23 protein-coding genes are annotated in these 26,891 nt (G+C 60.0%); 5 read left to right on the forward strand and 18 right to left on the reverse strand.

Features of this window, described 5'->3' with window-relative positions; genetic code table 11:
• Nucleotides 1–164: 164 nt before the first annotated feature.
• On the reverse strand, nucleotides 165–2,258 hold the full coding sequence (locus QZ268_RS15045) for a molybdopterin oxidoreductase family protein (protein WP_295454300.1): 2,094 nt from the start codon (nucleotides 2,256–2,258) through the stop codon (nucleotides 165–167).
• A 231-nt stretch (nucleotides 2,259–2,489) separates the two neighbouring features.
• Here QZ268_RS15045 and QZ268_RS15050 point away from each other — a divergent pair, with 231 nt between their 5' ends.
• Both QZ268_RS15050 and QZ268_RS15055 read left to right on the forward strand, forming a co-directional pair.
• Nucleotides 2,490–3,119, forward strand: a complete 630-nt coding sequence (locus QZ268_RS15050) for a TetR/AcrR family transcriptional regulator (protein WP_295454302.1) — start codon at nucleotides 2,490–2,492, stop codon at nucleotides 3,117–3,119.
• Between the two features lie 8 nt (nucleotides 3,120–3,127).
• Nucleotides 3,128–4,162 (forward strand): NADP-dependent oxidoreductase, encoded by a 1,035-nt coding sequence (locus QZ268_RS15055; protein WP_295454303.1) that lies wholly within the window; start codon nucleotides 3,128–3,130, stop codon nucleotides 4,160–4,162.
• 116 nt (nucleotides 4,163–4,278) lie between these two features.
• Here the strand turns inward: QZ268_RS15055 and QZ268_RS15060 are convergent, their stop codons facing one another.
• The 3 genes from QZ268_RS15060 to QZ268_RS15070 all read right to left on the reverse strand — a co-directional run bounded on the left by QZ268_RS15060 (nucleotide 4,279) and on the right by QZ268_RS15070 (nucleotide 7,340).
• Entirely contained in the window at nucleotides 4,279–4,461 is a 183-nt protein-coding gene (locus tag QZ268_RS15060; protein WP_054463722.1) for a hypothetical protein, read from the reverse strand.
• A 223-nt stretch (nucleotides 4,462–4,684) separates the two neighbouring features.
• Nucleotides 4,685–5,491: a methylthioacryloyl-CoA hydratase gene (dmdD, locus tag QZ268_RS15065; protein ID WP_295454305.1), complete on the reverse strand. Its 807-nt coding sequence runs from the start codon at nucleotides 5,489–5,491 to the stop codon at nucleotides 4,685–4,687.
• Between the two features lie 79 nt (nucleotides 5,492–5,570).
• Nucleotides 5,571–7,340, reverse strand: coding sequence for an acyl-CoA dehydrogenase (locus QZ268_RS15070; RefSeq protein ID WP_295454307.1), 1,770 nt, complete (start codon nucleotides 7,338–7,340; stop codon nucleotides 5,571–5,573).
• Between the two features lie 147 nt (nucleotides 7,341–7,487).
• Here QZ268_RS15070 and QZ268_RS15075 point away from each other — a divergent pair, with 147 nt between their 5' ends.
• Nucleotides 7,488–8,552 carry an AraC family transcriptional regulator gene (locus QZ268_RS15075; RefSeq protein ID WP_295454309.1) on the forward strand — a complete coding sequence of 355 codons (1,065 nt, stop codon included), beginning with the start codon at nucleotides 7,488–7,490 and terminating at the stop codon, nucleotides 8,550–8,552.
• Nucleotides 8,553–8,655: 103 nt separating this feature from the next.
• Here QZ268_RS15075 and QZ268_RS15080 read toward each other — a convergent pair whose 3' ends face one another.
• The 6 genes from QZ268_RS15080 to QZ268_RS15105 are packed head-to-tail and all read right to left on the reverse strand — an operon-like array spanning nucleotide 8,656 to nucleotide 15,804.
• Nucleotides 8,656–10,278, reverse strand: coding sequence for a GMC family oxidoreductase N-terminal domain-containing protein (locus QZ268_RS15080; RefSeq protein ID WP_295454310.1), 1,623 nt, complete (start codon nucleotides 10,276–10,278; stop codon nucleotides 8,656–8,658).
• A complete protein-coding gene (locus QZ268_RS15085; RefSeq protein WP_295454312.1) occupies nucleotides 10,259–11,911 on the reverse strand; it encodes an amidohydrolase family protein in 1,653 nt (550 codons plus the stop codon). The genes QZ268_RS15080 and QZ268_RS15085 overlap by 20 nt, the downstream gene beginning before the upstream one ends.
• 46 nt (nucleotides 11,912–11,957) lie before the next feature.
• Complete coding sequence (locus tag QZ268_RS15090; protein WP_295454313.1) at nucleotides 11,958–12,974, reverse strand: extracellular solute-binding protein; 1,017 nt, start codon at nucleotides 12,972–12,974, stop codon at nucleotides 11,958–11,960.
• A gap of 45 nt (nucleotides 12,975–13,019) precedes the next feature.
• The gene (locus tag QZ268_RS15095) at nucleotides 13,020–13,823 is read right to left on the reverse strand and encodes an ABC transporter permease (RefSeq protein ID WP_295454315.1); all 804 of its coding nucleotides are present in this window, start codon (nucleotides 13,821–13,823) and stop codon (nucleotides 13,020–13,022) included.
• Entirely contained in the window at nucleotides 13,820–14,734 is a 915-nt protein-coding gene (locus QZ268_RS15100) for an ABC transporter permease (protein WP_295454317.1), read from the reverse strand. The genes QZ268_RS15095 and QZ268_RS15100 overlap by 4 nt, the downstream gene beginning before the upstream one ends.
• Entirely contained in the window at nucleotides 14,731–15,804 is a 1,074-nt protein-coding gene (locus QZ268_RS15105; protein WP_295454319.1) for an ABC transporter ATP-binding protein, read from the reverse strand. The genes QZ268_RS15100 and QZ268_RS15105 overlap by 4 nt, the downstream gene beginning before the upstream one ends.
• Nucleotides 15,805–16,299: 495 nt before the next feature.
• Here QZ268_RS15105 and QZ268_RS15110 point away from each other — a divergent pair, with 495 nt between their 5' ends.
• Complete coding sequence (locus tag QZ268_RS15110) at nucleotides 16,300–17,229, forward strand: LysR family transcriptional regulator (protein WP_295454321.1); 930 nt, start codon at nucleotides 16,300–16,302, stop codon at nucleotides 17,227–17,229.
• A gap of 6 nt (nucleotides 17,230–17,235) precedes the next feature.
• Here the strand turns inward: QZ268_RS15110 and argE are convergent, their stop codons facing one another.
• The 7 genes from argE to QZ268_RS15145 all read right to left on the reverse strand — a co-directional run bounded on the left by argE (nucleotide 17,236) and on the right by QZ268_RS15145 (nucleotide 25,047).
• Nucleotides 17,236–18,372, reverse strand: coding sequence for an acetylornithine deacetylase (argE, locus tag QZ268_RS15115; protein ID WP_295454322.1), 1,137 nt, complete (start codon nucleotides 18,370–18,372; stop codon nucleotides 17,236–17,238).
• Nucleotides 18,369–20,438 carry an FAD-dependent oxidoreductase gene (locus tag QZ268_RS15120; protein ID WP_295454323.1) on the reverse strand — a complete coding sequence of 690 codons (2,070 nt, stop codon included), beginning with the start codon at nucleotides 20,436–20,438 and terminating at the stop codon, nucleotides 18,369–18,371. The genes argE and QZ268_RS15120 overlap by 4 nt, the downstream gene beginning before the upstream one ends.
• A 63-nt stretch (nucleotides 20,439–20,501) precedes the next feature.
• Nucleotides 20,502–21,998, reverse strand: coding sequence for an aldehyde dehydrogenase (locus tag QZ268_RS15125; protein ID WP_295454325.1), 1,497 nt, complete (start codon nucleotides 21,996–21,998; stop codon nucleotides 20,502–20,504).
• Between the two features lie 17 nt (nucleotides 21,999–22,015).
• Entirely contained in the window at nucleotides 22,016–22,690 is a 675-nt protein-coding gene (locus QZ268_RS15130; RefSeq protein ID WP_295454327.1) for a DUF1028 domain-containing protein, read from the reverse strand.
• A 4-nt stretch (nucleotides 22,691–22,694) separates the two neighbouring features.
• On the reverse strand, nucleotides 22,695–23,111 hold the full coding sequence (locus QZ268_RS15135; protein WP_027239228.1) for a RidA family protein: 417 nt from the start codon (nucleotides 23,109–23,111) through the stop codon (nucleotides 22,695–22,697).
• Nucleotides 23,112–23,130: 19 nt separating this feature from the next.
• Nucleotides 23,131–24,408, reverse strand: a complete 1,278-nt coding sequence (locus QZ268_RS15140) for an NAD(P)/FAD-dependent oxidoreductase (protein ID WP_295454329.1) — start codon at nucleotides 24,406–24,408, stop codon at nucleotides 23,131–23,133.
• Between the two features lie 228 nt (nucleotides 24,409–24,636).
• Nucleotides 24,637–25,047, reverse strand: a complete 411-nt coding sequence (locus QZ268_RS15145; RefSeq protein ID WP_295454330.1) for a hypothetical protein — start codon at nucleotides 25,045–25,047, stop codon at nucleotides 24,637–24,639.
• Here QZ268_RS15145 and QZ268_RS15150 point away from each other — a divergent pair, their 5' ends adjacent.
• Nucleotides 25,048–25,746 (forward strand): TetR/AcrR family transcriptional regulator, encoded by a 699-nt coding sequence (locus QZ268_RS15150; protein WP_295454331.1) that lies wholly within the window; start codon nucleotides 25,048–25,050, stop codon nucleotides 25,744–25,746. It begins immediately after the preceding gene.
• 63 nt (nucleotides 25,747–25,809) lie between these two features.
• Here QZ268_RS15150 and QZ268_RS15155 read toward each other — a convergent pair whose 3' ends face one another.
• Nucleotides 25,810–26,769, reverse strand: a complete 960-nt coding sequence (locus QZ268_RS15155; protein WP_295454333.1) for an aldehyde dehydrogenase family protein — start codon at nucleotides 26,767–26,769, stop codon at nucleotides 25,810–25,812.
• Between the last annotated feature and the right edge of the window lie 122 nt (nucleotides 26,770–26,891).

The following is a 26,891-nucleotide window of genomic DNA, read 5'->3' on the forward strand; positions in this document are numbered from 1 at the left end:
TCTTTTTTGGAAAATCCCAAAAATAACGCAAAATCACGGGGTTAATCCCAAAATCACCCAGCCAATCCAAAACCAAACACCCAAACACCGCCCCAAACCACAACACTCAACACGCCCCAGCCAAGACTCACCCAAGACAACGCCCGCGGCGAATAGACGAAACGCTACACAGCGCGGGCGCGCACGGGGATTCCGTTAAAGGCAGCGTTGCCACTGATGGGGTCAATGCGACGATCATCGGTCAGATCATTGATTGATACCGTCTGCACCCTGGTCGCCGCTGACAGCTTGCCCTTTCGCTGCCCCCACCCCTGAGGGATCGACACGACACCCGGCGCAATCTCTTCGGTGATCTCAACCGGAAACCTGGCAGCCCCCACAGCGCTTTCGATCTCCACATCCTGGGCTTCGGCCAAGCCAAACCGTGCGGCGTCAGCCGGGTTGAGCTGCACCGTGCAACGATTGCGTCCCTTAACCAGGCGCGGGCTGTTCTGTGTCCAACTGTTATGGCTGCGCACCTGACGACGACCAATCATCAGCAAGGGGAAATCGTCACAGACCGGGGGCTGGAAGTCCAGCAATCGCGGCAAGTCCGCCAGGAACACTTCGGGCGCCAGGTGCAACCGTGCATCCGGGGTCTCCAGCCGATCGGCCAGGTTTGAGACCAGCGGGCCCAGGTCAATGGCGCCACTGGGCGCGTTCAACATCGTCTCTACCGTGACAGTCCCGCTGTGGAACCCCTGCTGCAGCAGCATCTCCAGCATTTTGGTTGGGGAAGGGCCAATGCTGCTGGCCCCTGATATCTTCGCCGCCAAGCGGGAGATTACCTCCCATTCCTGCGGGTTGCCATTGGGCGGAGCAAAGACCGGTTTGGCAAAGGCTGCGGTGTTGTGCACCGCAAAACTGTGGAAGACCATGTCATAGACCTCTTCCTCCAGCGCCACCGTGGCCGGCAGGATCAGATCTGCATGGCGGGTGGTGTCATTGATGTGGAGGTCAATCGACATCATAAAGTCGAGTGCCTCAAACGCGCGGCCAATGCGCTGACCATTCGGAGCCGTCAGGACAGGGTTGCCCGCCACGGTGATCATTGCCTTGATCTGCCCCTCACCCGGCGTCTCCATCTCCTCTGCCATGACCGAAACCGGAAACTCGCCATTATAGAGCGGCTGCTGGGACACCCGCGAGCGTCTCTCTGGGTAGCTCCGCCTCTTGCCTTTGCGGCTATTCATGCCGACATTGTCCAGCGCCGGTGTGGTGAACATTGCGCCGCCGGGGCTGTCAAAATTGCCGGTAATAATATTGAGCGCATTATTGGCCCATTGGCACAGGGAGCCAAAGCTCTGGGTTGAGGCCCCCATACGCGCGTAACACACAGCCGATTTTGCAGTGGCAAAATCACGGGCCAGATCGCGGATGGTCTGCGCCTCAATACCCGTCATCGCCGCAGCCTTGTCAGCGGTAAAGGGCTGCACCGCATCTTTCAGCACCTCGACCCCATCGGTGATGTCAGCCAGCGCGCCAAGATCTTCCAGCCCCTGGGCAAAGACCTCGTGGATCAGCGCCAGAAGTAACAGGGCATCGGTTTCGGGTTGGATGAACAGGTGCTCACCCGCGCGGGCCGCAGTTTCAGTGCGGCGCGGGTCGATCACCACCACGCGGCCACCGCGCGCCTTGATCTCATCCATGCGCTTGCCAAAGCCCGGCGCCGTCATCATCGACCCATTGGAGACCACGGGATTGCCGCCCAGGATCAGCATGAGATCCGTGCGCGCCACATCCGGCACGGGCATCAGCATCGGGTGGCCCAGCATATGGATCGAGGCGACGTGATGCGGGATCTGATCCGCTGTCGCCGAGGAATAGCGGTTGCTTGTGCCCAGCGCCTTGACCAGTCCCGGCAGGGTCAGGAGGTTGCCAAATTTATGGGCATTGGGATTGCCAAGATAGATGCCAACCCCGTCCTTGCCATGGGCCTGTTGCACTGCAGCCAGACGGTGCGCGGCAAACGCATAGGCCTCGTCCCAGCTGATTGGCACAAATTCACCGTCTACCTTTTTCAACGGCGTTGTCACCCGGTCCGGATCGGTGCGGAAATCCTGTAGCGCGATGGCCTTTGGGCAGATATGGCCGCGCGACAACGGATCCTTGGGGTTTGGCTTGATCGAATGCACCTCGGTATCGTCGTAGGTGATAATCAGCCCGCACATGGCCTCGCAGATATTGCAGGTTCGAAACTGGGTTTTCAGGTCGCTCATGGCTGCCTCCGGCTGGGATCATGCGTCGTTACAAGGGTCCAAGAGTAGACGAGGGATCCCCTGTTTTGCAGAGGGTTAATCCTGCGTCATAGCAGTTGGACCAAACGTCACTTTGACAGGCAAACACAAAAACGCCCCCATTGAAGCCGCCTTTTACCGCGCAGCAAGTGACGTGGGGTTTCCAATTCACCGCACTAGACGACCGGTCTAATTCTCGTCATCTCATGCGCCATGACAACGCAAACCGATTCCACCCGCGACCATATTCTAACCACCGGCCGGGCCCTTGTGGCACAGCGTGGATTTACCGGTATGGGGCTCGCAGAGCTGCTCAAAACCGCTGCGGTGCCCAAAGGCTCCTTCTATCACTACTTTGCCTCAAAAGAGGATTTTGGCTGCAAACTGCTGGAACAGTATCTCAGCCAATATGGCGAGACGCTGACCGAGATACTGGAGGACAGTGCCCCAACGGCACGGGCCCGGCTGTTGGAGTATTGGTCACGCTGGGTGAGCAGTCAAAGCAGCCAAGAGGCCTGCAGCCAATGCCTGATCGTGAAACTGGGCGCAGAAGTCTCTGACATATCAAACGAGATGCGTCACCTTCTGGAGGCCGGAACACGTACCGTAAGCAGACGCCTGGCCAGGACCATTGCCGAGGGCCAGAAAGACGGCTCCATCGCCGCTTCAGTGCAGCCCGACCTGGTTGGTCCTGCGCTCTATCAGATGTGGCTGGGTGCCAGCCTGATGGCCAAACTGTCCCGCAGCGCTGATCCGCTGTTGCAGGCGATGGAGGCCACTCTGGCGCTCTTGCCCGAGCCACACCCCGAACCCGAACCCGAACAAACATCCCCCAATGCATAGGAAACCCAATGCCACAAACCGCCGATAAAAACCGCCAGATCGTTCTGAAGAACCGCCCAGTTGGCAAACCGGATGACACCACCCTCGCCCTGGAAACCGCCGATCTGCCCGTCGCAGGCAAGGGGGAAATGCTGTTGCGGGTCGAATACCTGTCGCTGGACCCCTACATGCGTGGCCGCATGAACGACGCCAAATCCTATGCCGATCCGGTTGCTATTGGCGATCCGATGGTCGGCGGCACCGTGGCACAGGTTGTGACCTCGGATGTGGAGGGCTTTGCCCCCGGCGACTGGGTGCTCAGCTTTAGCGGCTGGCAGGACTATGCCATTTCAGACGGGGTGGGAGTCACCAATATGGGGGCCGATCCGGCACAGCCGTCTTGGGCGCTTGGCATTATGGGCATGCCCGGTTTCACCGCCTATTGCGGATTGCTCTATATCGGCGAGCCCAAAGCGGGTGAAACCGTCGTCACCGCAGCGGCCACCGGTCCAGTGGGGGCAACTGTCGGCCAGATTGCCAAAATCAAAGGCTGTCGTGCTGTCGGCATCGCGGGTGGGCCTGAAAAATGCGCCTATGCGGTAAACGAGCTGGGCTTTGATGCCTGTATCGACCGCAACGCTGCGGATTTTGCCCAGCAGCTCAAGGCCGCCTGTCCTGATGGCATTGATGTCTATTTTGAAAACGTCGGTGGCGCTGTGTTTGATGCCGTGCTGCCACTGCTGAACCCCAATGCCCGGGTGCCCCTGTGCGGATTGATTTCGCAGTATAACGCCACCAGCCTGCCCGATGGCCCCGATCGCATGGGGGCCTTGATGGGAGCCTTGCTGGTGAAAAAGATCAAGATGCAGGGCTTTATCATCTTTGACGATTTCCCGCATCACTACCCCGAGTTTTCCAAGGAAATGATCGGCTGGATCAAAAGCGGTCAGATCAAATACCGCGAGCAACTGGTTGAAGGTCTGGAGAAGGCGCCTGCAGCCTTCAACGATCTGCTTGAGGGCCGGAACTTTGGCAAGATGGTCGTGAAAACCGGCACGGCCTAATCAAAACTGACCTAAACAAACAGTCTCGCCCGGTTCGCAGGGCGAGACTACTCAATGCCTGTCACCGCAGCAAATCCGCGCAAAGCAGCCCGCTTGGTTTTGCGCACCGGGTGACGCTACTTCTTCGGCTTATCGCGGGCCGCTTTTTCTTCTTTGGTCATTTTGTTGTTCCAGACATTGTTACTCAGACCGAGCTCGCTTGGCATCGGTTTGGTCTTACCAACATTGACTTTGCCACCCTTGTTCAGAAATTCCTGAATAAGGGCGTCATCGGTGGTTTCTTTGGGGACATGTTTCATGCGGTCAATTCTTTCCTTCATCCCGTAGGCGGGCAACAAGAGCGATACAGATCCGGCAGTGGCACGAGACAAACAGCCACATAATTTTCCTATCTGATTCCCCTGCGGTTCACCAGCTTTCCCCATTCAGGTGCTGTTGAACCCTGGACACTGCAGGGGCCAAAAAGAAAAACCCCGCCCCTTTTGCAAAGGGCAGGGCAGCAATGGGCTCGGGTCTTGGGTCTTAGTCGTTGCGACGCACCCGGGCGGCGCTTTTGTCAGCAAAGGCCGCAAGCCGTGCGCGGGCATCGGGTTGGGTGTTGACCACACCCGCCACCACAGCCTCGGCGTAGGCGGCATCCATCGCTGACATGTTCTGCATATGGCTGACAGCAGAGCAGATGGCAAAGTTCGACAGCGGCAGGTTCTCAGCGGTGCGGCGCGCCAGTTCCAGCGCTTTGTCAAAACTGGAACCTTCGACAATATACTGTGCCAGCCCCAGATCGCAGGCCTCTTGCCCCTGATAGACACGGCCCGTCAGCATCATGTCGATCATGCGGGATTTACCCACCAGATCAGTCACGCGAATGGTGGCACCACCGCCGGTGAACAACCCGCGCTGCCCCTCGGGCAGGGCAAAATAGGTGCTCTGATCCATCACCCGGACATGGGCCGAACTGGCCAGTTCCAGCCCGCCCCCAACAACCGCGCCCTGCAGAGCGGCGATGACCGGAACGCCGCCGTATTCCATCTTGTTAAAGGCCTCGTGCCAGCGCAGGCAGACATGCATGAAATCTGCCGGGCTACGGTCTTCGTCGTGGTGTTCGATCAGGTCAAGCCCAGCGCAGAAGTGATCGCCAGCCCCCGCCAGAACCACCGCCTTGACGCCAGCGCGCGGCGCGGTGGAGAAGAAATCAACCAGCTCTTCGATGGTATCGATATCCAGTGCGTTGCGTTTGGTCGGGCGGTTCAGGGTGACAACCCAGACACCATCGTCATGGGCCTGAAGGTCGAGGTTTTTGAAGCGGGAGATGTCAATTTCGACAGTCATGGTTTGGTCCTTATAAGCATGAGAGGAGAAGCGGACGCCGGGGCAAGCGCCGCCCTAAAAGAAGATTTATGTGGTGCGGTTACAGCAGTGCCGCCGCGAGGCTTTCAGCGCCGGAAACGCAGCGGCTGCGCTGCACCTCGGTCTCACACAACACGTGATCAGCATAGAACCGGGCCGAGGCGACCTTGGCCGTCATAAACTCCGGGTCTTCGCCGCGCGCCAGGGCTGCTTCTGCAGCCAGCAGGCCACGCGCCATCTGCCAGCCAGAGACCAAATTCCCGGCCAGCATCAGATAGGGCACACCAGCGCCAAAGGCGGCAGGCATTTCCGCCTTATCCAGGCTGAGCAAATGCGCGACCACCTCTTCAAAGGCCTGCCGCGCAACTGCCAGGCGTGGCGCAACGGCCTGGGCCGCAGCTGAGCCTGCCGCCAGCTCTGCTTCTGTCTCAGCAATCCGTGCTGCCAGGGCACGGGCGGTTTTACCGCCATCGCGCAGCGTTTTGCGCCCCACCAGATCATTGGCCTGAATGGCGGTGGTGCCTTCATAGATTGGCAGAATGCGGGCATCCCGGTAATGCTGCGCCGCGCCGGTTTCTTCAATAAAGCCCATGCCACCATGTACCTGAACACCCAAGGACGCCACCTCGACACCATTTTCGGTGCTGAAGCCCTTGACCAGCGGCGTGAGGAATTCTGACAGTGCCTTGGCCTCTGCCTGCGCTTCGGGCGATCCCGCATTTCGGGCCAGATCCTGACAGCCGGCGGCAAAAGCGGCCATGCCGCGCGCCCCTTCGGTCAGCACCCGCATCCGCATCAGCATGCGGCGCACATCCGGGTGATGGACAATGGTCACCGCGTCGCGGCTGGAGCCATCCACTGGCGCGCTTTGCACCCGCTCCTTGGCAAAGGCCAGCGCCTGCTGATAGGCACGCTCACCCACGGCGATCCCCTGCAGACCCACCGCATAACGGGCCGAATTCATCATCTCGAACATATAGGTGAGGCCTGCGTTTTCTTCACCGATCAAAAACCCGGTGGCGCCTTCGAACTGCAGCACGGCCGTCGGGCTGGCCTTGATGCCCAGTTTATGCTCGACACTTTGACAGTGAACCGCGTTGCGCGCGCCCAGTGCGCCATCATCTCCGACCATGAATTTTGGCACCAAAAACAGGCTGATGCCCTTAACCCCAGCCGGGGCATCCGGGGTGCGTGCCAGCACCAGATGCACGATGTTTTCCGACATGTCGTGTTCACCATAGGTGATAAAGATCTTGGTGCCGCTGACCTTGTAGGTGCCATCCGCCTGGGGTTCGGCGCGGCTGCGTACCAGCGCCAGATCGCTGCCGGCCTGGGGCTCGGTCAGGTTCATGGTGCCGGTCCATTTGCCACTGACCAGATTGTCCAGATAGGTCGCCTTGGTGGCGTCAGACCCGGCGGTGAGCAGCGCCTCAATAGCGCCGTCTGTCAGCAGCGGACACAGCGCAAAGCTGAGATTGGCCGCGTTCAGCATCTCGGTGGCAGAGGCCGCCACGGCGCGGGGCAGGTCCTGGCCACCAAAGGCGCTGGGATGGGGCAGACTTTGCCAGCCCATTTCAACAAATTTCCGATAGGCCTGCGCAAAGCCGCCAGCCAGCTGAATCTTGCCGTCCTGAAAATGGGATGCATCGGCATCGCCAGAGGCGTTCAGCGGCGCAATTTCCTCGGCACAAAAGCGGCCAAACTCTTCCAACACGGCGCCCGCGTCGCTCAGCTCCAGACCGTCGTATTTTTCCAGCCCGGCAACCTCGGACCAGCGAGAGAGGTGTTCAATGTTGAAAAGCATGTCTTTTACGGGTGCATCAAAACTCACGGGCGGTCGCCTCCACTGGGATATCTGTCTGATCTGTCGCCCAATCGGGCTTGCTTTATATGCCAGATAGAGCCGGCAAATTGTCGGAACAATCTCCGCAGTGGACGAAAACCTTGCAAAAAGTGACAAACCCTCGCAAAAACCCCTATGATATTTGACCCCAGCCCAGACTTTTTGCCCACCGTATCCCGCGCCTTTCTGGAAGACTGGCTGCAGGTCCTGCGTCAACATTGCCCGCCGCAACAGCTGGCCGGATTTCTGGATCAGATCGGTTTGGTCGGGTCCGCCCAGCCCGGGGGGCGTGTGACCCATGATCAGATCGTCCGCCTGTATCAGCTGGTCGCGCAGGAGACCGGTGATGAAATGATGGGCCTGTGGAGCCGCCCTATTCGCACCGGCACCCTGAAACATCTCTGCGCCTCTATGCGGGGGGCCTCTTCGCTCTCGGCGGCGCTGTTTCGATTTACCTCCTTCTGGAACCTCTTGTTGGATGATTTCCAACTGGTGCTCGAGACAGAAGCCGGACAAATCTGCATCCTGTTGGCGCCACGTGGGCAGCACAGGCCTCAGCGGTTTGGCCATATGTTCTTGCTGAAACTTGCCCACGGGGTCTCGTCCTGGCTGACCGGGCGTGAACTGCCGCTGACTGAAGTCGGCTTTGCCTTTGAGCGCCCCGAATTTGCCGAAGACTACCCGGTGTTGTTTCCGGCGCCGATCCTGTTTGGTCAGGCGCAGTCCAGGATTGTTTTTGGCAGCCAGCCCGATGACCTGCCCGTCGCCCGCAGCGAGTTGGAAATGCAGGAATTCCTGCTGCGCGCCCCCCGAGACTGGATCTTTACCAGCTATCGCACCCATGCTCTGCCCCTGCGGTTACGCGACCTTTTGTTGCTGTCGGACAGGCTGGATTATCATCTCAAAGACGCGGCCAAGGACCTGAACCTGACCCCCCGCACCCTGATCCGGCGGTTGGGCGGCGAAGGCACTTCCTTTCAGGCGATCAAAGACGGCCTCCGCCGCGATATTGCCATACGCGATCTGTCGCGCGGTCTCAAAAGCATTGAGGAGATCTCGCAGGATATCGGCTTTGCCTCTGCTGCAAATTTCCATCGCGCCTTCCGGCGCTGGACCAATGCCACCCCAGGCGCCTATCGCCAACGAGAGACCAACAGCTCCGGGCCTTTGCACAGTGGTTTGGGCTCGGCGGGTGGCTGATCTGTTTAGCCGATCTGTTTAACGGTGCTGGTTCAGATCATGTTTCTGAATAGGCAGACACAGCCGGAATGTGGGCGGGCATCCACAGTCACCCGAGCATCAGTCATCCAAGCATCGCACGGGCGCATTTTTCACCGATAACCATTGTGGGCGCATTTGTGTTGCCACCGATCAGCGTCGGCATGATCGAAGCATCGGCAACCCGCAGGTTCTGCAAGCCGCGCACCCGCATCGACACCGGATCAACCACCGCCATGGGATCGGTGCCCATCTTTGCGGTGCCAACCGGATGATAAACGGTCAAAGCTTCGGCACGCAGGTAGGCCTCGATCTCATCATCGCTTTGCACCGCTGGGCCGGGGAGAATCTCTTTACCGTCGAGCCCCGCCATCGGCGCAGCCGCAAAGATCTGGCGCGCGGTCTTGATCCCTTCGATCAGGGTATCGAGATCGCGACGGTCTGAGAAAAACCGGTGATCAATCAGCGGCACCGGCGCGCCATTCTCATACCCCAGCCGGATTTCCCCAACCGAGCCGGGCCGCAACACGCAGGTATGAACGGCAAACCCATGGCCCCATTCCAGCAACCGCCCCCGGTGACTGCGATAGCCCGGCACAAAATGGAACTGGATGTCGGGCTGCGCGTCTGCGTAGCGTGTCTTGGCAAAGCCACCAGCGACCACATAGTTTGTCGACAGCTCCCCCTTGCGCTGAGCGGCAAAAGCAAAGGGAGACATGACCAGCCGCCGCCAATTGCGCATCGAAAGCCCAAGCGTGCGCGCCGAGCCACTGCGCACGGTAATCATCCCGTCAACATGGTCGCGCAGGTTCTGGCCCACGCCGGGCAGATCATGCGCCACCTCAATGCCCGCAGCCCGCAGCATCTCACCCGGACCGATGCCCGATCCCATCAGCGCCATCGGTGTGCCAATGGCACCGCTACTCAGCACCACCTCGCCCCGACAACCGACCTGCTGCAGGGCTCCGTCGCGTTTCAGCGCCACGCCGCAGACACGGCCCTGATCGAGGATCAGCCGTTGCAGCTCTGTTCCGGTCCAGATCTCCAGATTAGGCCGGTGTCGTACTGGCTCCAGAAAGGCATTGTAGGCAGAAAAACGGATGCCGTTTTTCTGGGTCACATCATAGACCCCAAGGCCAAGTTGCGAGGGGCCGTTGAAATCCGTGTTCCGGGGCAGTTGCAGTGTCTCGCCCGCAGCGATGAAATCCTGACAGACGGCGTTGGGATCCGTGGGATGCGAGACGCAAAGCTCGCCCTCGGTGCCGTGATAGGCAGGATCCTGACCAATGCCATTGCGCTCCAGCGCCTTGAACAGGGGCAACACCGCGTCCCAGCCCCATCCGGTACAGCCCAGATCGCGCCACTCGTCGTAGTCCGAGGCGGCGCCGCGAATGTAGAGCATCGAGTTCATCGAGGAGGAACCGCCCAGCATCTTGCCCCGGTTCACCGGAATTCGGCGGCCGTTCATTTCCGGCTGCGGCGTGCCAACATAGCCATAGTCAAAGCGCGGGCGGCCATACATCGCCAGGATGCCAGCGGGGACCTTAACCCGTGGGTCGCTCTGCGATCCCCCCGCCTCGACCACCAGCACCCGATGGGCTGGGTTGGCTGACAGCCGGTTGGCCAGAACACAGCCCGCAGATCCTGCGCCGATCACGATATAGTCGAACTCAACTTTGCTCTCAGCTTTATGCACGGTCTGCCTCATAGGTTATCTCTCCGTTGCACAGCGTCATATAGACCGAAGCCGCCTCGGCGCTGTCTGCGAGGCCTTCCAAGGCCCCGTCGATCAGCACCAGATCGGCGTCATATCCCGGTTTCAGCGCGCCGCGCCGCGTTTCACAAAAATCCGCATAGGCACCGCCAATGGAATAGGCCGCAAGACAGGCATCAAGGCTGATCCGCTGATCCGGCATATCCTCGGCCCAGGGCCTGCGGGTTAAGGCGCAATGGATCGCGTAAAGGGGGGAAAGCGGCGACACTGGCCAATCGGTACCAAAGGCAAGCGGCACGTCCCGGTCACGGATCATGCGCCAGGGAAACGCATGGGCCCAACGGTCCCGCCCCATGATGGATGTGGTGGGTTCCAGCGGCAGCCCCGCCGATCCCGGCGGATGCACCGGCTGCATCGAGGCGATGATACCCAGAGGTTTTAACCGTTCCAGATCTTCCGCCGCAATCGTGTCGATATGTTCAATCCGGTGGCGCGCATCGCGTGTGCCATTGGCCAGCGCTGCCGCCTCGTATCCGTCAATGCTGGCGCGCACCGCGCCGTCTCCCACCGCATGGGTGGCAACCTGAAGGCCTCGCCGGTCGGCTTCGATGCAAATCGCCTTAAAAATCTCCGGGTCGATCAGCGGCTCCGAGCGAAAGCCAGGTTGGTCGGGGTAATCGCTCACCGTGAGCGCCGTCCAGGTGTCGTAAACGCCATCCATAAACAGCTTGATCCGGCCAAAGCTCAGCCAGCCGGGGACCTCGGGACCAAACTGTTCAATCCGGGCCACGCCCTCGGCACCATCGGCCTGCGCCAGCTTGAGCGGCAGGCTCACCCGTACGGGCATCTCACCCGCCTGGGCCAGCTCGCGCATCAAACTGGCCTGATACGGCGTGCCATCCATATTGACTGCATGGGTGATCCCGTGCCGCGCGCAATAGGCGCCGGCCTCGGCGATCAGCGCCCGATCATAGGCGCGGTGCTCTTCGGGCACCTCATCCAGCCCCATTTGATCCATCCCGTCGCGCCCCTGCAGCCGCGACAGGGACTTGACCCGCTGCATGGCGGCAAACTCGCGCAGCTCACCAGTGGCCAAGCCGTCCGCGCCCATCACCACCTCAGATCCCGCTCCGACGTCGGCCCCCTGCAGGATACCGGCCAGTTCCAACGCGCGGGTATTGGCCCAGGCGCAATGCAGGTCCACCGAGTTCAGACAGATCGGACGGTCGGCACAGATCCGGTCCAGGTCATGCCGGTTAGGGCGGCGGTCCTCGCCAAAAATGGTGTAGTTGGTGGCAAAGCCCGAGATCAGGTCGTCTGCCGGGTTTTGCGCAATGAAGGCCAGGAAGGCCTCGCGCGTGGCCTCGAACCCAAAGGTCTCACCGAGATTCAGCATCGACAGCGATGCGCCGCCCATGAACAGGTGCAGGTGGCTCTCAATAAACCCGGGAAGCAGCTCACGTCCTTCCGCGTCAATGACCTGGGTGTCCGGGCCGATTTCGCCCCGCATGTCAGCGTCACCTCCCATGGCGGCGATGCGTCCGTCGCGCAGGGCAAGCGCTGTTGTGCCTTTGGCAGCAAAGAGCGGACGGATCTTAGCATTCAGGATGACGAGAGTGGCAGGCATGATGTTCTCCGGGAGGCGGGGGCCAGTGCGGCCCCCGCTGGTGGTGTTACTGCAGAAGCTGGGTCCAGACGCGGGTCACGAGATCCTGCGCTTTGGGGCTACAGGTGCGCGACATTTCCACGGGCACTGTGGGGTAGAGCGCAGGGGCAACCTCCTTGGTGTAAATCTTCTCGGCCTCGATCACCTTCATCGGCGAAGAGTGGGCGTAGTGGTTCATCTCGATGGTTGCGTTCTCGGGGGTGGAGATGAATTCGATGAACTTGATCGCATTCTCGCGGTTCGGCGCACCCTTAGGGATCACAAGGCTGTCGATCCAACCAACCAGACCTTCCTTGGGCATGGCGTATTCCACCGGAGCACCGTCCGCGATGGCGCGCACCACTTCACCGTCCCACCAGAAATGAGTCGCCACCTCGCCCGAGCTGAGACGGGTCGCGATATTGTCCGAGGAATAGACCGCAACCGCCTCTTTTTGCGCCATCAACAGATCAAGAACCTTCTTCATCTCGGCAGGATCTTCGGAGCAGAAAGGCACGCCCAGATACATCTGTGCCGCGCCAACGACCTCATCAGGATAGGACAGCAGGGCAACCTTGCCGGCCAGACCTTCGCCTGGTTCAAAGAAATACTTCAGGCTGTCGGTCGGTCCGTCATACTCGGCAGTGTTGACGGCAAAGCCTGCCGTGCCATAGGCCATCGGGATCGAATATTTCTGGCCTTCGTCCCACCACTGATTGCGCCAGCGTTCGTCGATATTGGCATAGGCCTCCAGCTCGTTGGCGGCAAAGTTCTCGATCAGACCTTCGTCGATCATGATCCGCAGGAAGTGCTGCGACGGCGCGGCGATGTCATAGCCCGAGGCGCCGGCCTGCAACTTTGTCAGCAGATCCTCGTTCGACGTGTAGCCGTCGAGGCTGACCTCAACGTCGTATTCTTTCGTAAATTTCTCGATCAGCTCAGGCGCGATAGATTCCGACCAGGCGTAGATGTTCAGGCTTCCTTCGGCCAACGCCGCAGATGCAAAGCACAGTGAAAGCGCAGTTCCCGTCATCAGTTTTTTCATGTTTTCTCTCCTGTTGGGGGCTTGTTGTTATGTGGTTCGGTGAAATCAGTTTGGCTCACGCGCGCTGCGCGCTGCGACCGTCAGCGCAACCGTCGCCAGCACCAATGAGGCCGCAATCAACAGCGTGGCGATGGCATTGAGCTCCGGCGAGGTACCTGCGCGGATCAGCGAGAAGATGTAGACTGGCAGCGTTGTGGTCCCGCCCGAGGCCAGCATGTTGGAGGTGATAAAGTCATCCATCGAAATCAAAAAGGCCAGCATCGCCCCCGAGAACAGTCCGGGGAAAATCAGCGGCAGCGTGACCCGGCGAAAAACCGTCCAGCGCGGCGCGTATAGATCGGTGGCGGCCTCCTCAAAATCCAGCGACATACCCTGAAGACGAGCCCGGATCGGCAAAAAGGCAAACGGTGTGCAAAAGGCCGAATGCGCAATCACCAGCTTAAGCAGCCCATTTTGCAACCCGATCAGCGAAAACAGGATCAGCGTAGCCACCGCCAGAACGATCTCTGGCAGCAGCAGCGGCAGGTTGACCACTGTTTCAGACAGCCTGCGAAAGCGCAGGTTCTTGCCACGAATGATCGCCATGGCCGCCATCAGCGCAATGGTTGTGGCAACCACTGTGGCGATCCCGGCCACGATCAGCGAGGTCTCGACAGCGGCCATCAATGCGCTGTTGTTGAGCGCAGAGCCGTACCACTTGACCGAGAACTCGGTCCAGACACCGGTGATCCGGTTGGCATTGAACGAATAGATCACCACAATCAGCAAAGGGGCATAGAGATAGGCAAAGAAGGCCAGACTCAGGATCCCAAGGCCGGGATAGCGTTTGACGTCGTGATTGCGGCTCATGGTGTTGCCTCCTTCAGCGCGGCCCGGCGGGCCAGAACGATCAGCACAACCATGACAAAGACCAACAGCATCACGGCGATGGCAGACCCAAAGGGCCAATTACGGCCGCCGCCAAATTGCAGCTGGATCAGGGAGCCCATCATCATCTGTTTGCCGCCGCCCATCAGGATCGGCTCCAGCACCGCGCCCAGCGCCGGCACAAAAACCAGGATCGCCCCCGAGGCAATGCCCGGCGCCGTCAGCGGCAGGATCACCCGCAGCAGCGTCACCCAGCGGTTGCCATACAGATCATGCGCCGCCTCGATCAGCGTGCCGTCCAGCTTCTCGATCGAGGCAAAGACCGGCAACACCATCAGCGGGATGTAGGTATAGACCATGGCCGCCAGCGTCGCGCCGTCGTTGTACATCAGGCTCAACCCTTGCGGCGCACCAAAGATCTCCAGGAAACGCGGTAATGGGCCGTCTCGACCGAGGATGATCATCCAGGCATAGACCCGCAAAATCATCGACATCCAAAACGGCAGGGTGACCAGATACACCATCAGCGCCTTGCGGCGCGCTGGTTGCTGCGCGATGTAATAGGCGACCGGCACCGCGAGGCTCAGACAGATGATCGTTGTCACTGCTGCTAACAAAACCGTGCGCAGGATGATCATCAGGTATTGCGGCGTGAACTCCATCTCGCCGGTCCAGCCCTCGTTGAACAGGATTTGCCGGTAGCCGGTGAGATCAAAGCCCCAATCAAAACCGCCATAGGCGCCGCGCGTCGAGACAGAGACGGCGACGACGATCACAATCGGCATGAGCAGGGCAAACCCCATGAGCAGCCAAGACGGCACCAGCCCGAGATAGGCAAGGTTCAGGGCGCGGCGACGCTGCACTGCGGTGCTGGTTTGATCGGCATCGCTCATGAGCTCAGCACCCGGGCCGAGTGTTCGACAAAACCCACATGCACGGTGCTGCCCACTGCAATCGTGTCACCCTCGCGGGAGGCATTGCGGCGGGAGGCCCGCAGCTGGGTGCCATTGGCCTCAAGAACGTAGTGGGTATAGCCGCCCAGATAGTGTTTCTGCAGCACCTCGGCAGTGAAGTCGATGCCTTCCACCTGATCCCCGAGGCTGAGCTTTTCCGGGCGGATCGACAGGGTGGCATCACCCTTGCCTACATCCACAGGGGCAGGAATTTCAATCACTCGGCCAAAGGGCGTGCGCACAGTGGCCCTGTGATCTGCCGCCTCCAGGACCTCAACATCAAGAAAATTGGTTTCGCCGACAAAATCGGCCACAAAGCGATTGACCGGCTCTTCGTAGATCTCTGTTGGAGTGCCGATCTGTTGCACCTTTCCGCCGCCAAGAACGGCGATACGGTCAGACATGTCCAGCGCCTCTTCCTGGTCGTGGGTGACAAAGACAAAGGTGATGCCGGTGTCGCGTTGCAGGCTGCGCAGCTCGTCGCGCATCGCCTGCCGCAGTTTCAGATCCAGCGCCGATAGCGGCTCGTCCAGCAACAGCACTTCGGGTTCGGGGGCCAATGCGCGGGCCAGCGCCACACGCTGCCGTTGCCCCCCCGACAGCTGTGCCGGTTTGCGAGTGGCAAACTGGCCCATATGCACGCGGTCCAGAATCTCACCGACACGCGCCTTGATCCTGGCCCGGTCCCACCCCAGGTTTTCCAACCCAAAGGCCACGTTTTGCTCCAGCGTCATATGCGGGAACAACGCATAGCTTTGGAACACGGTATTCACCCGGCGTTTGTGCGGAGGGATATCGACGATGTTGCGCCCATGCAGACGCAGACTGCCGCGATCGGGCGTCTCAAAGCCTGCCATCATCCGCAACAGCGTGGTCTTGCCGCAACCCGATGGCCCCAGCATGGTGAAAAATTCGTTCTCGCGGATGTCAAAGCTGACCGAGCTTAGCGCGTCAAAAGTTCCAAAACTCTTGGAGACTTCGATCACTTCAACTGCGTTCAAATCTTTCATATGGCTTATCCCGTTCTAGCCCTGCCACCAGTCCCGAAAAGAGACGGACGGTCGCGTGGCAGGTCATTTTATTGAACGGATAAAGGCCGCGTCAGCGGGACAGGTAAATGAGTAGTTGCGAAATCGCTGATTAGGCAGGGGCTAAACGCCACGAAAAAATCCCCTGCTGTTTGCGCCAAAAACTCTAAATTTCTTTGGAGTTCTAGATAGATATAGCTTTCACCGGGCAAGCCGCATTTTCCTGCCATCCACTGACGGTCCCACAGCACCTGCGGGTTTACATCGTTCAGAGCTTAATTTTTAATCACAAACGCCGCGCGGAGAATGATGCCCCACGTCATCACTGGCTAAGCTGCCGTGGACAGGATAGATCGTTGCTTCCGGCCAAGCTCCCCTTGATACTTCGGTAGCGGCGCGGGATCCGGCGATGCCTATCGCCCCGCCCGGCACGGTTTAAACCGCAAGCGCCGACCATAAGGAAACGAGGCTAACACCATGCCTATCAGATACACTTTGCGGCAGATTGAGTACTTTGTGGCCGTCGGCGAAACCGGCAGTATCACGGCAGCGTCTCACTTGCTCAATGTCTCCTCCCCGTCCATCTCGGCAAGCGTGTCGCAGCTTGAGGAGGAGCTGGGGGTGATGCTTTTTGTGCGACATCACGCACAGGGGCTGACACCCACGCCGGCGGGTCACGCAATGCTTGATCATGCAAAGGGCGTGCTGCAACAGGCGTCGGGTCTTGCCGATCTCGCCGCTTCGCTTTCCGGGTCGATCCGCGGACCGCTGTCGATTGGTTGTCTCAGCACCTTTGCCCAGGTTGTGCTGCCGGGCCTGCGCCGTAGTTTTACCGACCAATACAGCGAGGTCCGCATAAGCCAGATCGAAGCCAACCAATCAGAACTTTTCATTCTGCTGCGCCAGGCCAAGATAGATGTGGCGCTGACCTATGATCTGGACCTGCCTCGCGACCTGAGCTTTCACCCGATGGTGACCCTGCCGCCGCTGGTGGCGCTCAGCGAAACCCATCCCCTGGCCGATCAACACTCCGTCGCGATAGAAGACCTGGCGGACTATCCCATGGTTCTTTTGGATCTGCCCCATAGTGCGGACTATTTTCTGTCGTTTTTTACCCGCGCAGGGCTGCACGTAAACATCGCCGAGAGGACACAGGATATGGCGGTGATGCGGGGACTGGTCGCAAACGGCTTTGGCTATTCGATCGTAAACATCCGTCCGCTGCATGATCTGGCGCCAGATGGTAAGCCCATGCGGTTCCTGCCACTGACGGGCAACCACCGCCCCATGAAGCTGGGCCTGCTGTCCATCGCCAGCAGTGCCCGGATCCAGCTGCATGACGCCTTTCTGACCCATGCAAATGACTGGATCTCCACACATGTGCCCCAGCTTCTCAACTCGCGTTAAGTCAGGTCAGCTTAGCTCGGCCAGGAGGCGGTCCATCATCTCGTCACAAGCGGCCAGCTGCGCCTCTTCCAGGTATTCATCCGCCTTGTGCCCCTGCCCGGCCATGTCGCCGGGGCCACATACCACTGTCGGGATACCAAGCTCCGTAAAAAAGCCTGCCTCGGTGCCAAAGGCAACCTTGATCGCAGCCTTGCTGCCGCAAAGCGCTGCAACCCGCGCCACCTCTGGTGCATCTGGCGATACCTCCAGGCCTGGGTAAATATTGGTGCAGGTGATCTCAATCCCGGTGGTATTGCCAATTTTCCTGGCAAGCCTGGTTTCAAACGCCTCACGCTGGTCAGTCGGCAAATGGCGCAGCTCGAACGCGATCTCGGCGTGGTCCGGCACAATGTTGAGCGCGGTACCGCCCTGCATTGTTCCGGCATGTACGGTGGAATAGGCAATGTCATAGGCCGCGTCCTGCGGGCCTGAGCTGGCGTATTCATCCTGCAGGGCGCGCAAGGCAGTCAAGACGTCTGCGGCCAGATGCAGCGCGTTCACAAACCGTGGGGCAAGCGCCGAATGGCCCGCCTCGCCATGGCATATGGCACGAAACGCCGCCTTGCCCTTATGACCGATGGCCGGATGCATCGACGTTGGCTCGCCCACGATGCACAGGTCCGGGCGCCAGCCAAGCGCCTCAATCCCCGGTATCATCTTGCGAATGCCCTGGCACCCCACCTCCTCATCATAGGAGATCGCCAGCATCAAAGGCTGGGCCAGGGGCGCCTCCCCGGCGCGCTCTGCCAGCGACAGGGCGGAGGCCAGAAACCCCTTCATGTCGGTGCTACCGCGCCCATAGATCCGCCCATCCGCGCGCGTCATGTCAAACGGCGGGCGGGTCCAGTCCTGCCCCTCAACGGGAACCACATCGCTGTGGGCCGACAGCATCACGCCGCCCGGACCTTTGGGACCGATGCGCGCCATCAGCCCCGCCTTTGGGAGATTGGGATCAGCAAGCCGGCAGGTCTCGAACCCTGCGGTTTTGAGCAGGTCTTCGACATAGTCGATCAGCGCCAGATTGCTGTCGGCGCTGACTGTTGGAAAACTAATGAGCTGGGCGAGAATGTCGCCGGTGCGGGCCTTGGGCACCGCCGCGCTCATTGCGGCGCCAGTTCGGTGATTTCCCGGCGGAATGGCAGATCGTCACCGATGTCAGCCTCATCCAATTCCCGCGCATAGCGATGCCCGGCATAGGTTGCCCAGGCAATCGGGCCAGCGGCCTCGGCATCGCCAAACAGCTTGACCGAGCGAATACCCGCATCGGCCCAGTCCGCCTGCCGCGCTGTCAGTCCCTGGAACAGCTGATCATTGCCACTGCGCGATGCAACCATGACAACCGCGTCACAGGGGTAGCTGCGGGTTTTGCCGGTATAGACGCAGTTCGAGACCACGTGATCGCCTGCCACTTCAGTGACACCGCGGTTCAGCACGATATCGACGCCCATTTCGTCCAGCCGGGCATGGATCGTCGCCTGCTCCAATGTGTTGTTGGTCCAGTCCGAGACATAGGCCGATGGGGTGATCAGGGTCACTCTCGCGCCCTGCTTTACCAAAAGTTCAGCCAGAACGCCGCCCATATAGTAGTGATCATCGTCATAAATCACCACGGTGCCGCCGGGCACGGTCCCATCCATCAGATCATCAGGCGTATAGACCTTTGCCGCCTCGGCGATGGGCATGGGCACCACATGTTGACGGGAGACCCCGTCGCGCCGCCAGGTGGAACCGGTGGCAATGGCGACGTTCTGGAACCCGAACTCAAGGATGCTGTCAACGTCCAGCTCGCTTTCGCGGTAGATCTCGACATTGGGACGCTGCGACAGCTGGTAGTCCCGGTAATCGACAACACGGCCCCAGGCCGACAGCCCCGGCAAAGCGCGTTCGCGGGTGACACGACCGCCGATGACATCGCGGGCTTCGGCCACCGCCACGTCATAGCCGCGACGGCACAGCGCCCAGGCGGCCTCCAGCCCGGCGGGACCAGATCCGATGACCAGGACATTGTCGCTGTCGCCCTTTGCATTCATGGTTTCCGGGTGCCAGCCCTTGCGCCATTCTTCCATAAACGTGGGATTTTGCGTGCAGCGGCTGATCGACATTGTCATATCGCCGGTAATGCAGATGTTGCAGCCAATACATTCACGGATGTCTTCAATCCGGCCCTCTTCGATCTTTTTGGGCAGGAAGGGATCCGCAATGGAGGGCCTCGCGCAGCCGATCATGTCCAAGGTGCCGGACTTGATCATCTTTGCCATCACATCGGGCGAGGTAAAGCGCCCCACCCCTACAATCGGCTTGTCGGTCAGCTCGTGGATGCCGCGCACCAGGGCTTCCTGGGCCGCTTCTTCCTTGAATCGGGATGGGCCAGAGCAGTCTTCCCAGGTGCCCTGCGCCAGATCCCAGATATCCGGCAAGTTTCTGTTCATTTCGACAAAATCGCGCACCTCGGCGTTGGAAAAGCCCAGGTCGCCGATGGTTTCATCCAGTGAGACCCGCAGCGCGAGTGCCATGGTGTCGCCCACCGCGTCGCGAATATCCGCGACCACTTCGGTGGCAAAGCGGGATCTGTTTTCCAGACTGCCGCCATATTCATCTGTCCGGTGATTGGTGGCGCGGCTGAGGAAGTGTTGGAAAATGCCAAAGCCATGGGCACCATAGAGATTGATCAGATCAAAACCCGCCTCTTTCGAGCGCTTTGCCGCGTTCACAAACCAGCGACGCAGATCCTTGATCTCGCTCTTGGACAGGGCGCGGGCCTGCACCGGGTCATTGGTGAAGGTGCGGATCGGCAGGGCAGAGGGGGCCAGCGGCACCTCTTTGGAATAGAGGTTCGGGCCGTTGATCCCAGAATAGGCCAGCTGAATGCCCGCCAGGGCACCGTGTTCTTTCATCTTTTCAGACATGCGGCGCAGCTGTGGGATATCCTTGTCTTCCCACAGCCGCAGTTCGATGAACGGGGTGATCTCCGAGCTATGGTGCATCTCGCACTGCTCGGTAAAGATTACACCCCAGCCGCCCTGCGACTTGATCCCGCGCATTTCGGCCGCCGCAGACGGATCGCGGTAACCCCCACCGTTGCAATGGGGCACCTGATAAAAGCGGTTCTTGGCCGTGACCGGGCCGATCTGCATCGGTTCAAACAGAATATCATAGCGGGGATCGCGCATTCTCGTCTCCTAAACGGCAATATTTCACCTCTCGCGCGCGCCTGTCAGAGCCGCGCCGGGCGATCAGGATTTGTATTTGATCCAGGTGGTCTTGAGGGCGGAGTATTTGTCCAGCGAATGCAGCGATAGATCACGCCCAAACCCCGACTGTTTCATGCCGCCAAACGGCGTTTGCGCCGACAGGGCATCAACCGTGTTCACCGAAACCGTACCCACATGCAGCCGATCAGATACCCGGCAGGCGCGGGACAGATTGTCGGTCCAGACCGAGGCCGCCAGACCATAGATTGAATCATTGGCCATGGTGACGGCCTCGTCTTCGGTGTCAAAGGGGATCACCGACAACACAGGACCAAAGATTTCATCGCGGGCAAGCGCGTCGTCGTGGGACACGTCGGAAAAGATCGTCGGTTGTACAAAACAGCCCCTTCCATTCACCTGCACCCTTGCCCCGCCAGTCACCAGATCGGCAGTCTGTTTGCCAGCTTCGACAAAGCGCATGATGCCTTGGGTCTGTTTTTCATCGACGATTGCACCCATTTTTGTGGATGGGTCCAGCGGGTCGCCCGGTTGCATGCCTTCGGCCCGCGCGATCAGCTTTTCCACCAGCGCGTCTTTGATTGACCGTTCCACATAAAGCCGCGAATTGGCCGAGCAAACTTCCCCCTGATTGAAGAAGATACCAAAGGCCGCCATGTCAGCCGCCGCCTCCAGATCCTCGCAATCGGCAAAGACGAGGTTGGGGCTTTTGCCGCCGGTTTCGGGCCAGACCTGTTTCAGGTTCGATTGCCCGGAGTATTCCATAAAACGCTTGCCGGTTGCGGTTGACCCGGTAAAGGCCAGACAATCCACATCCATATGCAGGCCCAGCGCGCGGCCCGCTGTGGCACCAAATCCGGGCACCACATTGAACACCCCGTCAGGCACCCCGGCCTCAGCAGCCAGTTCCGCCAGTCGAAGCGCCGACAGCGGCGATTGCTCGGCAGGTTTCAACACCACGGAATTGCCCGCCGCCAGTGCCGCGGCCGATTTCCATGTCGCCATATCCAGCGGGAAATTCCACGGCACGACCGCCCCCACGACGCCCAAAGGCACCCGGCGCACCAGCGCCAGATCACCGGGGCCTGTTGGGGCGACCTCGTCATAAATCTTGTCGATCGCCTCAGCGTACCATTGGAAAAAATGGGCCGAGCCCGGGGCATCGACGGTCATCGCATCGGTGATGGGTTTGCCCATATCCAGACAGTCAAGCAGCGCCATTTCTTCCAGATTGGCGCGGATCAGATCAGCCAGTTTCAGCAAAACCGCCTTGCGGTCCCCCGGCGCCATGCGCGACCAGCGGCCATCGTCAAAGGCCCGGCGCCCGGCGGCCACAGCCAAATCCACATCCGCTGCATCGCATTCCGCCACCGGTGCCAGAACGGCGCCATCGGCTGGGTTTACGCTATCAAAGGTCTTGCCTGAGATGGCATCGGTGAATTTGCCGTCGATAAACGCCTGGCGACGGATGTCCAGCGCAGCGGCCTTGGCCCGCCAGTCCTGAAGGGTGAAATCCCGCATCCCTGTTCCTTCCTGTTCTATTCGTCGCCCGGCACGCCGTAGGACGGCGCCTCGCGCGGGTCGAGCGCGCGCTGGGTATAGGCGTCAAGCTGCGGCTTGTAGACCTCCCAGGCGGTGGCGATGTTTTCAATCGGGCAACCCTGGGTCCAGTCGCAGCGCAGCTCAGCCACCGGCCAGGCGACCTTATCGACAATCATCATTCCGGCGGAATGTACTGGCCCGGCTTCACCTCCGGCGGAGAGGCCTGCGCGCATCGCAGCAATCAGGCGGTCACCGATATGGCCCTTGGCCCCCGTGAATCCCGCCACAATGGCCTGCGGGACGCTGTCATTGGCAAGAAGGTTCCCCCCCGAGGCCACATTTTCCGCCTCTGCCTGGGTCCAGATACCCAGGCTTTTGGGGCCGGAATGGATCGCCGTGCGGCCCTGCCCGTCTACCGCCAGCACTTGCCGGTATTCCATGAACTGGCCACGGGCCTGCACCTCGGCAATGGCCTCAGGCGCGGACATACCGCCTTGCATAAGGTCAAGCGTAAGCGGCCCCAGCGAGGGATCGGTCACGTTCTGCGAGGCCACCGCGCCCACGCCTGCGCGGGCAAAGGCACAGCGCGCGGCGACCGCCGGTGACGAGGAGGAAATTGCCATGCCAAACATGCCGGTTTCGGCGCAGCGCGCTACAAGAGAAAAGGTCATGCGCTCAATCCGGGATCACGGCGGTGCCGTCGATCTCGACCAGCCAATCGGGCCGCGCCAGCGCCTGCACCACAAGCCCGGTCGAAACCGGATGCACGCCTTTGATATATTCACCCATGGTGCGATACACCGCCTCGCGGTGGCGCACGTCGGTGATATAGACCACCACCTTGACCAGGTGGCTCATGTCGCCGCCGGCCTCTTCGATCAGCTGGCGAATGTTCTGCATCACCTTATGGGTCTGCTCCACCGGATCATGGCTGTCGATGTTTTTGGCATCATCAAGGCTCTGTGGGCATTGCCCCCGCAGCCAGACGGTCTTGCCGCCCTGCGTGACCACGGCCTGGCACAGATCATTGTCGAGGTTCTGCTCGGGGTAAGTGTCACCGGTGTTGAATTTGCGAATGCGGGTATGTGCCATATGGGCGCTCCTGTCAGGTTTATTCTGCGGCGGCCGACACAATCGCCGCCTCGCCGTCATAAGCCATGTAGGCTCGCTGGATTTCAATTTGATCGGCGACATGTTTGGCGTCGTGCCACACGCCCCACAGGAAAGACGACCCCCGCCGCGACTGCCAGGGCAGCCCAAGGAAATACACCCCCGGCTCTGTGGACAGTCCGCGTTGGTGGATTGGCGCGCCACGCTCATCAAAGGCGTCAACCTTGAGCCAGTCAAAGTCCTGCCGAAAGCCGGTGGCCCAAATGATTGTGCCCACGTTCTCTTGTTCCAGGTCGATGGCGTTCAGCGGCTGGCTCAGACAGTCCGGGTCGGGGAAGGCCTGCCGCGCCTGCGGGTCCATGGGCAGATCAAGGCCTGTGCGCGCGACATAGGCATCGGCCATATCAAGCAACTCGGCGTAATCTGCGTCGCCCTTTGCCACGTTGGCCTGCAGATCGTCAGCAAAGCGCAGCACGCCATCCTCATAGCCCGCAGTCAAACCGGTCAGCACCACGCCCTCCCCCGCGAGGCGACGGAAATCCATGGTCTGCCCGCCATAGGCTCCGCTGACTGAGATGGTCACATGCTCTGTGCCGGGCGCGGGTGCGGCCATGTCCCACAGGCCCAGCACCCCCAGCCACCAGACAAAGTCACGCCCCCGATAGCGACGTGGTGGACGGCCATGCGAGCCCACCGACAGGAACACTTTGCGACCCGCGCGGTTCAGCTCGTCTGCAATCTGCGCCCCGGATGCCCCGGCACCGACCACCATAACCGCCCCATCGGGGAGCTGATCGGGGTTTTTGTAGTGAAACGAATGAAGCTGGGTGACCGGCGCGGTTTCCGGAACGATGGGTGGGATCACCGGATGCTGAAACGCGCCGGTTGCCGCCACGATGCGGTCGGCCTCAATCTCGCCCGCGCTGGTTTTGACCAGGAACCGGCCAGTGCCGGGCTGGCGCCGGGCTTCCAGCACCTCGACGCCTTCACGGATCGGCGCCTGTACCATTGCGGCGTAGTCCACCAGGTAATCAGCCACACGATCCTTGGAGACAAAGGCGTCAGGCGCCTCGCCCTCGAAATTCATATTTGGGAACCGGTCATGCCACACTGGCCCGTTGGTCACCAGCGCATCCCAGCGCCCGGTGCGCCAGGCTTCGGCCGTGCGGTTTTTTTCCAGCACCAGATGCGGCACTCCGGCCTGGCCAAGGTGCTCACTCATGGCGATGCCAGCCTGCCCGCCCCCGACGATCAATGTATCAGTCTTTTCCACGGGCATGTCCGCCTTCCCCTGCTTTTAAAGGTGCTTTTGGCCCGATGTCGGGCGATCCTTTCCAAGCTAAAGGAGAAGACAATGCCCTAAAACTACGATTTCTCGCAGCACTGCTTAGGTTGTCCCTAAACAGTGTCACACCGCGCATCACGTGAGGCGGTTTATGCGCCGGTCGCGCGGATCAGAACCGCCGACTGCAGCGGTATGGATGAAATGTCCCAGAGCGCAGCGCCATCACGACGTTTCAAGCCGATATTTCCTGAAAACCTCACCGTCATATTCGATTTCTTTGGTGAACTTGGCCCCAGCGCGGACAAGCGCCCCCAAATTCCTGCGAGAGGGCGGCAGCAGGACCGTCACGAATTCAATGCGCGGATCTGCCTTCGCAAATGCAATGGCTTTTCTTGAGATGAGCATCCCCAGACCAAAATTGCCCGGCGTGAGAACCAGGCCAAAGTCCCACTCTGTGCCTTCTTTTTGAAACCCACCCCACCCAACATAGGCTTCATCGCTCAGGACCGCCCAATGGCCCAGACCATCGCGCTGCCAGTACTCTTCCTTCGCAGCAACAAACTGTTTGGCATCATCCAGGGTCCATTTCGCCTCCAAGAGCGGCATGTGTTCCGCAACGCGCGGGGTATTCATATGCAAAACGATGTCTTCCAATGCGACATCCGTGAGCCGCACAAACCGTATCTTCGGTGGATGTTTCAAGTCACATTTACCCGCTTGAGATGCTTACATACGCCACCGTATATGATGCCTCTTGGAATTGTAAATACGGCAGCGTATATTTTGACGATGAACAAAACCAAATTCCCATCAGAGACCTGGTTGGCCGCCGGCTTTCGCGCTCTTACATCCGATGGCCCAACCGCAATCAGGGTCGAGGCCCTGGCGCGAAATCTTGGAGCTACCAAAGGATCGTTCTATTGGAACTTCGACGACCTTCCCTCCTTCAAACGCGAGATGCTGGCGCTCTGGCGCAATAGGGTTGCTGAGGAAATTGAAAGCGTCAGCGCAGTGGATGCATCACTACGTTTGGAACGGTTGATTGCGCAGGCGTCAGGATCAGCCCCCGACAGATTTGGCGGGCGGCAGGTTGAACCCGCAATGCGGTCATGGGCGTTAACGGATCCAGCCGCCTTAGCGGTGGTCAACGACGTTGATCACATCAGGCTGGCGTTCCTGGCAGAGCTGCTAGGTGATATTGGGCAACATGATCCCGCTGTCGTTCACCTGGTCTACGGCGCCTATATTGGGTTGACCGATCTAGCAGCTAAGGGAGCCGTCGATATTGGCGCCGCCCTGGATGCACTATTAAAGAGTGTTTCGAGCCCCTAACCGGACAAACATATGCCCCCCCAACAGGCGGCATAAGCAGAGCGACAAGCCAAAGGATCAGTCTTACAGGCCGCCAATATGGAGCGCTTTTGTTTCCAGGTACTCTTCGATCCCCTCCTGCGCGCCTTCGCGACCCAGGCCAGAGGATTTCACCCCACCAAACGGCGCTTCGGCATTGCTCACCGCGCCAGTGTTGAGCCCAACCAGGCCAAATTCGAGCGCCTCGCCAAACCGGAACGCGCGGGCGATGTCCTGGGTATAGAAATAGGCTGCCAATCCAAAGGGGGTGCCATTTGCGATCTCGAGCGCCTCGTCTTCGGTTTCAAATCGAAAGATCGGCGCAACCGGCCCAAAGGTTTCTTCCGACGCCAACTGCATCTCGGTTGTGGCATCGCGCAACACCAGAGGATCCGCAAATTGCGCGCTGAGCTGACGTTGCCGCGTGGTGCGGGTGGCGCCCTTTGCCTCTGCGTCGCGTACATGGGTATTGATCTTTTCAAGCGCGGCGGCGTTGATCATGGGGCCAATATCAACTCTTGCGTGATCCCCCTGCCCCACGGTCAGGGCATCTACCCGCGCGGTTAGCTTTTCCACAAAGGCATCATAGATTTCCGATTGCACCAAAATCCGGTTGGCGCAGACGCAGGTCTGGCCACCGTTGCGGAATTTCGACAGCATCGCGCCCTCAACAGCGGCGTCAATATTGGCGTCATCAAATACAACAAAGGGCGCGTTGCCGCCCAGCTCGAGGCTCAGTTTCTTCAAGCTCGGCGCGCATTGTTCTGCCAACAAGGCCCCAACGCGGGTCGAGCCAGTGAAAGATAGTTTGCGCACAACCGGGCTAGAGGTCAGGGCCTTGCCGATCTCTGTGGGCAGACCTGTGACGACATTGATGACACCCTTGGGTATGCCGGCTCGCTCTGCCAGAACAGCAAGCGCCAGAGCTGAATATGGGGTAAAGTCAGAGGGTTTGATCACAACGGTACAGCCGGCCGCCAAGGCGGGCGCGGTTGTGTCTCGAATCTGGTGGAAATTCTCTGGCGGCGTTCTCCGAGCATGTGGATTTGGGCCTGATCAGGCCGCGAGGTCAAGTCTGATCGGGGCGATGGGCTGAGCCAAGGTTTCCCAGCCATCGACCTTTCGCA

The sequence above is a fragment of the uncultured Pseudophaeobacter sp. genome, assembly GCA_905479575.1.
Lineage (GTDB): Bacteria > Pseudomonadota > Alphaproteobacteria > Rhodobacterales > Rhodobacteraceae > Pseudophaeobacter.

Excerpts from the sequence above, each read along its gene's own strand:
- QZ268_RS15100 (WP_295454317.1), bottom strand. The coding sequence starts at position 14,734 with ATGAGCGATGCCGATCAAACCAGCACCGCAGTGCAGCGTCGCCGCGCC.
- QZ268_RS15105 (WP_295454319.1), bottom strand. The coding sequence starts at position 15,804 with ATGAAAGATTTGAACGCAGTTGAAGTGATCGAAGTCTCCAAGAGTTTT.
- argE (WP_295454322.1), bottom strand. The coding sequence starts at position 18,372 with ATGAGCGCGGCGGTGCCCAAGGCCCGCACCGGCGACATTCTCGCCCAG.
- QZ268_RS15095 (WP_295454315.1), bottom strand. The coding sequence starts at position 13,823 with ATGAGCCGCAATCACGACGTCAAACGCTATCCCGGCCTTGGGATCCTG.
- QZ268_RS15045 (WP_295454300.1), bottom strand. The coding sequence starts at position 2,258 with ATGAGCGACCTGAAAACCCAGTTTCGAACCTGCAATATCTGCGAGGCC.
- QZ268_RS15080 (WP_295454310.1), bottom strand. The coding sequence starts at position 10,278 with ATGAGGCAGACCGTGCATAAAGCTGAGAGCAAAGTTGAGTTCGACTAT.
- QZ268_RS15130 (WP_295454327.1), bottom strand. The coding sequence starts at position 22,690 with ATGACCTTTTCTCTTGTAGCGCGCTGCGCCGAAACCGGCATGTTTGGC.
- QZ268_RS15055 (WP_295454303.1), top strand. The coding sequence starts at position 3,128 with ATGCCACAAACCGCCGATAAAAACCGCCAGATCGTTCTGAAGAACCGC.
- QZ268_RS15150 (WP_295454331.1), top strand. The coding sequence starts at position 25,048 with ATGCAAAACGATGTCTTCCAATGCGACATCCGTGAGCCGCACAAACCG.
- QZ268_RS15125 (WP_295454325.1), bottom strand. The coding sequence starts at position 21,998 with ATGCGGGATTTCACCCTTCAGGACTGGCGGGCCAAGGCCGCTGCGCTG.
- dmdD (WP_295454305.1), bottom strand. The coding sequence starts at position 5,491 with ATGACTGTCGAAATTGACATCTCCCGCTTCAAAAACCTCGACCTTCAG.
- QZ268_RS15085 (WP_295454312.1), bottom strand. The coding sequence starts at position 11,911 with ATGCCTGCCACTCTCGTCATCCTGAATGCTAAGATCCGTCCGCTCTTT.
- QZ268_RS15110 (WP_295454321.1), top strand. The coding sequence starts at position 16,300 with ATGCCTATCAGATACACTTTGCGGCAGATTGAGTACTTTGTGGCCGTC.
- QZ268_RS15050 (WP_295454302.1), top strand. The coding sequence starts at position 2,490 with ATGACAACGCAAACCGATTCCACCCGCGACCATATTCTAACCACCGGC.
- QZ268_RS15120 (WP_295454323.1), bottom strand. The coding sequence starts at position 20,438 with ATGCGCGATCCCCGCTATGATATTCTGTTTGAACCGATGCAGATCGGC.
- QZ268_RS15075 (WP_295454309.1), top strand. The coding sequence starts at position 7,488 with ATGATATTTGACCCCAGCCCAGACTTTTTGCCCACCGTATCCCGCGCC.
- QZ268_RS15090 (WP_295454313.1), bottom strand. The coding sequence starts at position 12,974 with ATGAAAAAACTGATGACGGGAACTGCGCTTTCACTGTGCTTTGCATCT.
- QZ268_RS15145 (WP_295454330.1), bottom strand. The coding sequence starts at position 25,047 with ATGAATACCCCGCGCGTTGCGGAACACATGCCGCTCTTGGAGGCGAAA.
- QZ268_RS15140 (WP_295454329.1), bottom strand. The coding sequence starts at position 24,408 with ATGCCCGTGGAAAAGACTGATACATTGATCGTCGGGGGCGGGCAGGCT.
- QZ268_RS15060 (WP_054463722.1), bottom strand. The coding sequence starts at position 4,461 with ATGAAACATGTCCCCAAAGAAACCACCGATGACGCCCTTATTCAGGAA.
- QZ268_RS15135 (WP_027239228.1), bottom strand. The coding sequence starts at position 23,111 with ATGGCACATACCCGCATTCGCAAATTCAACACCGGTGACACTTACCCC.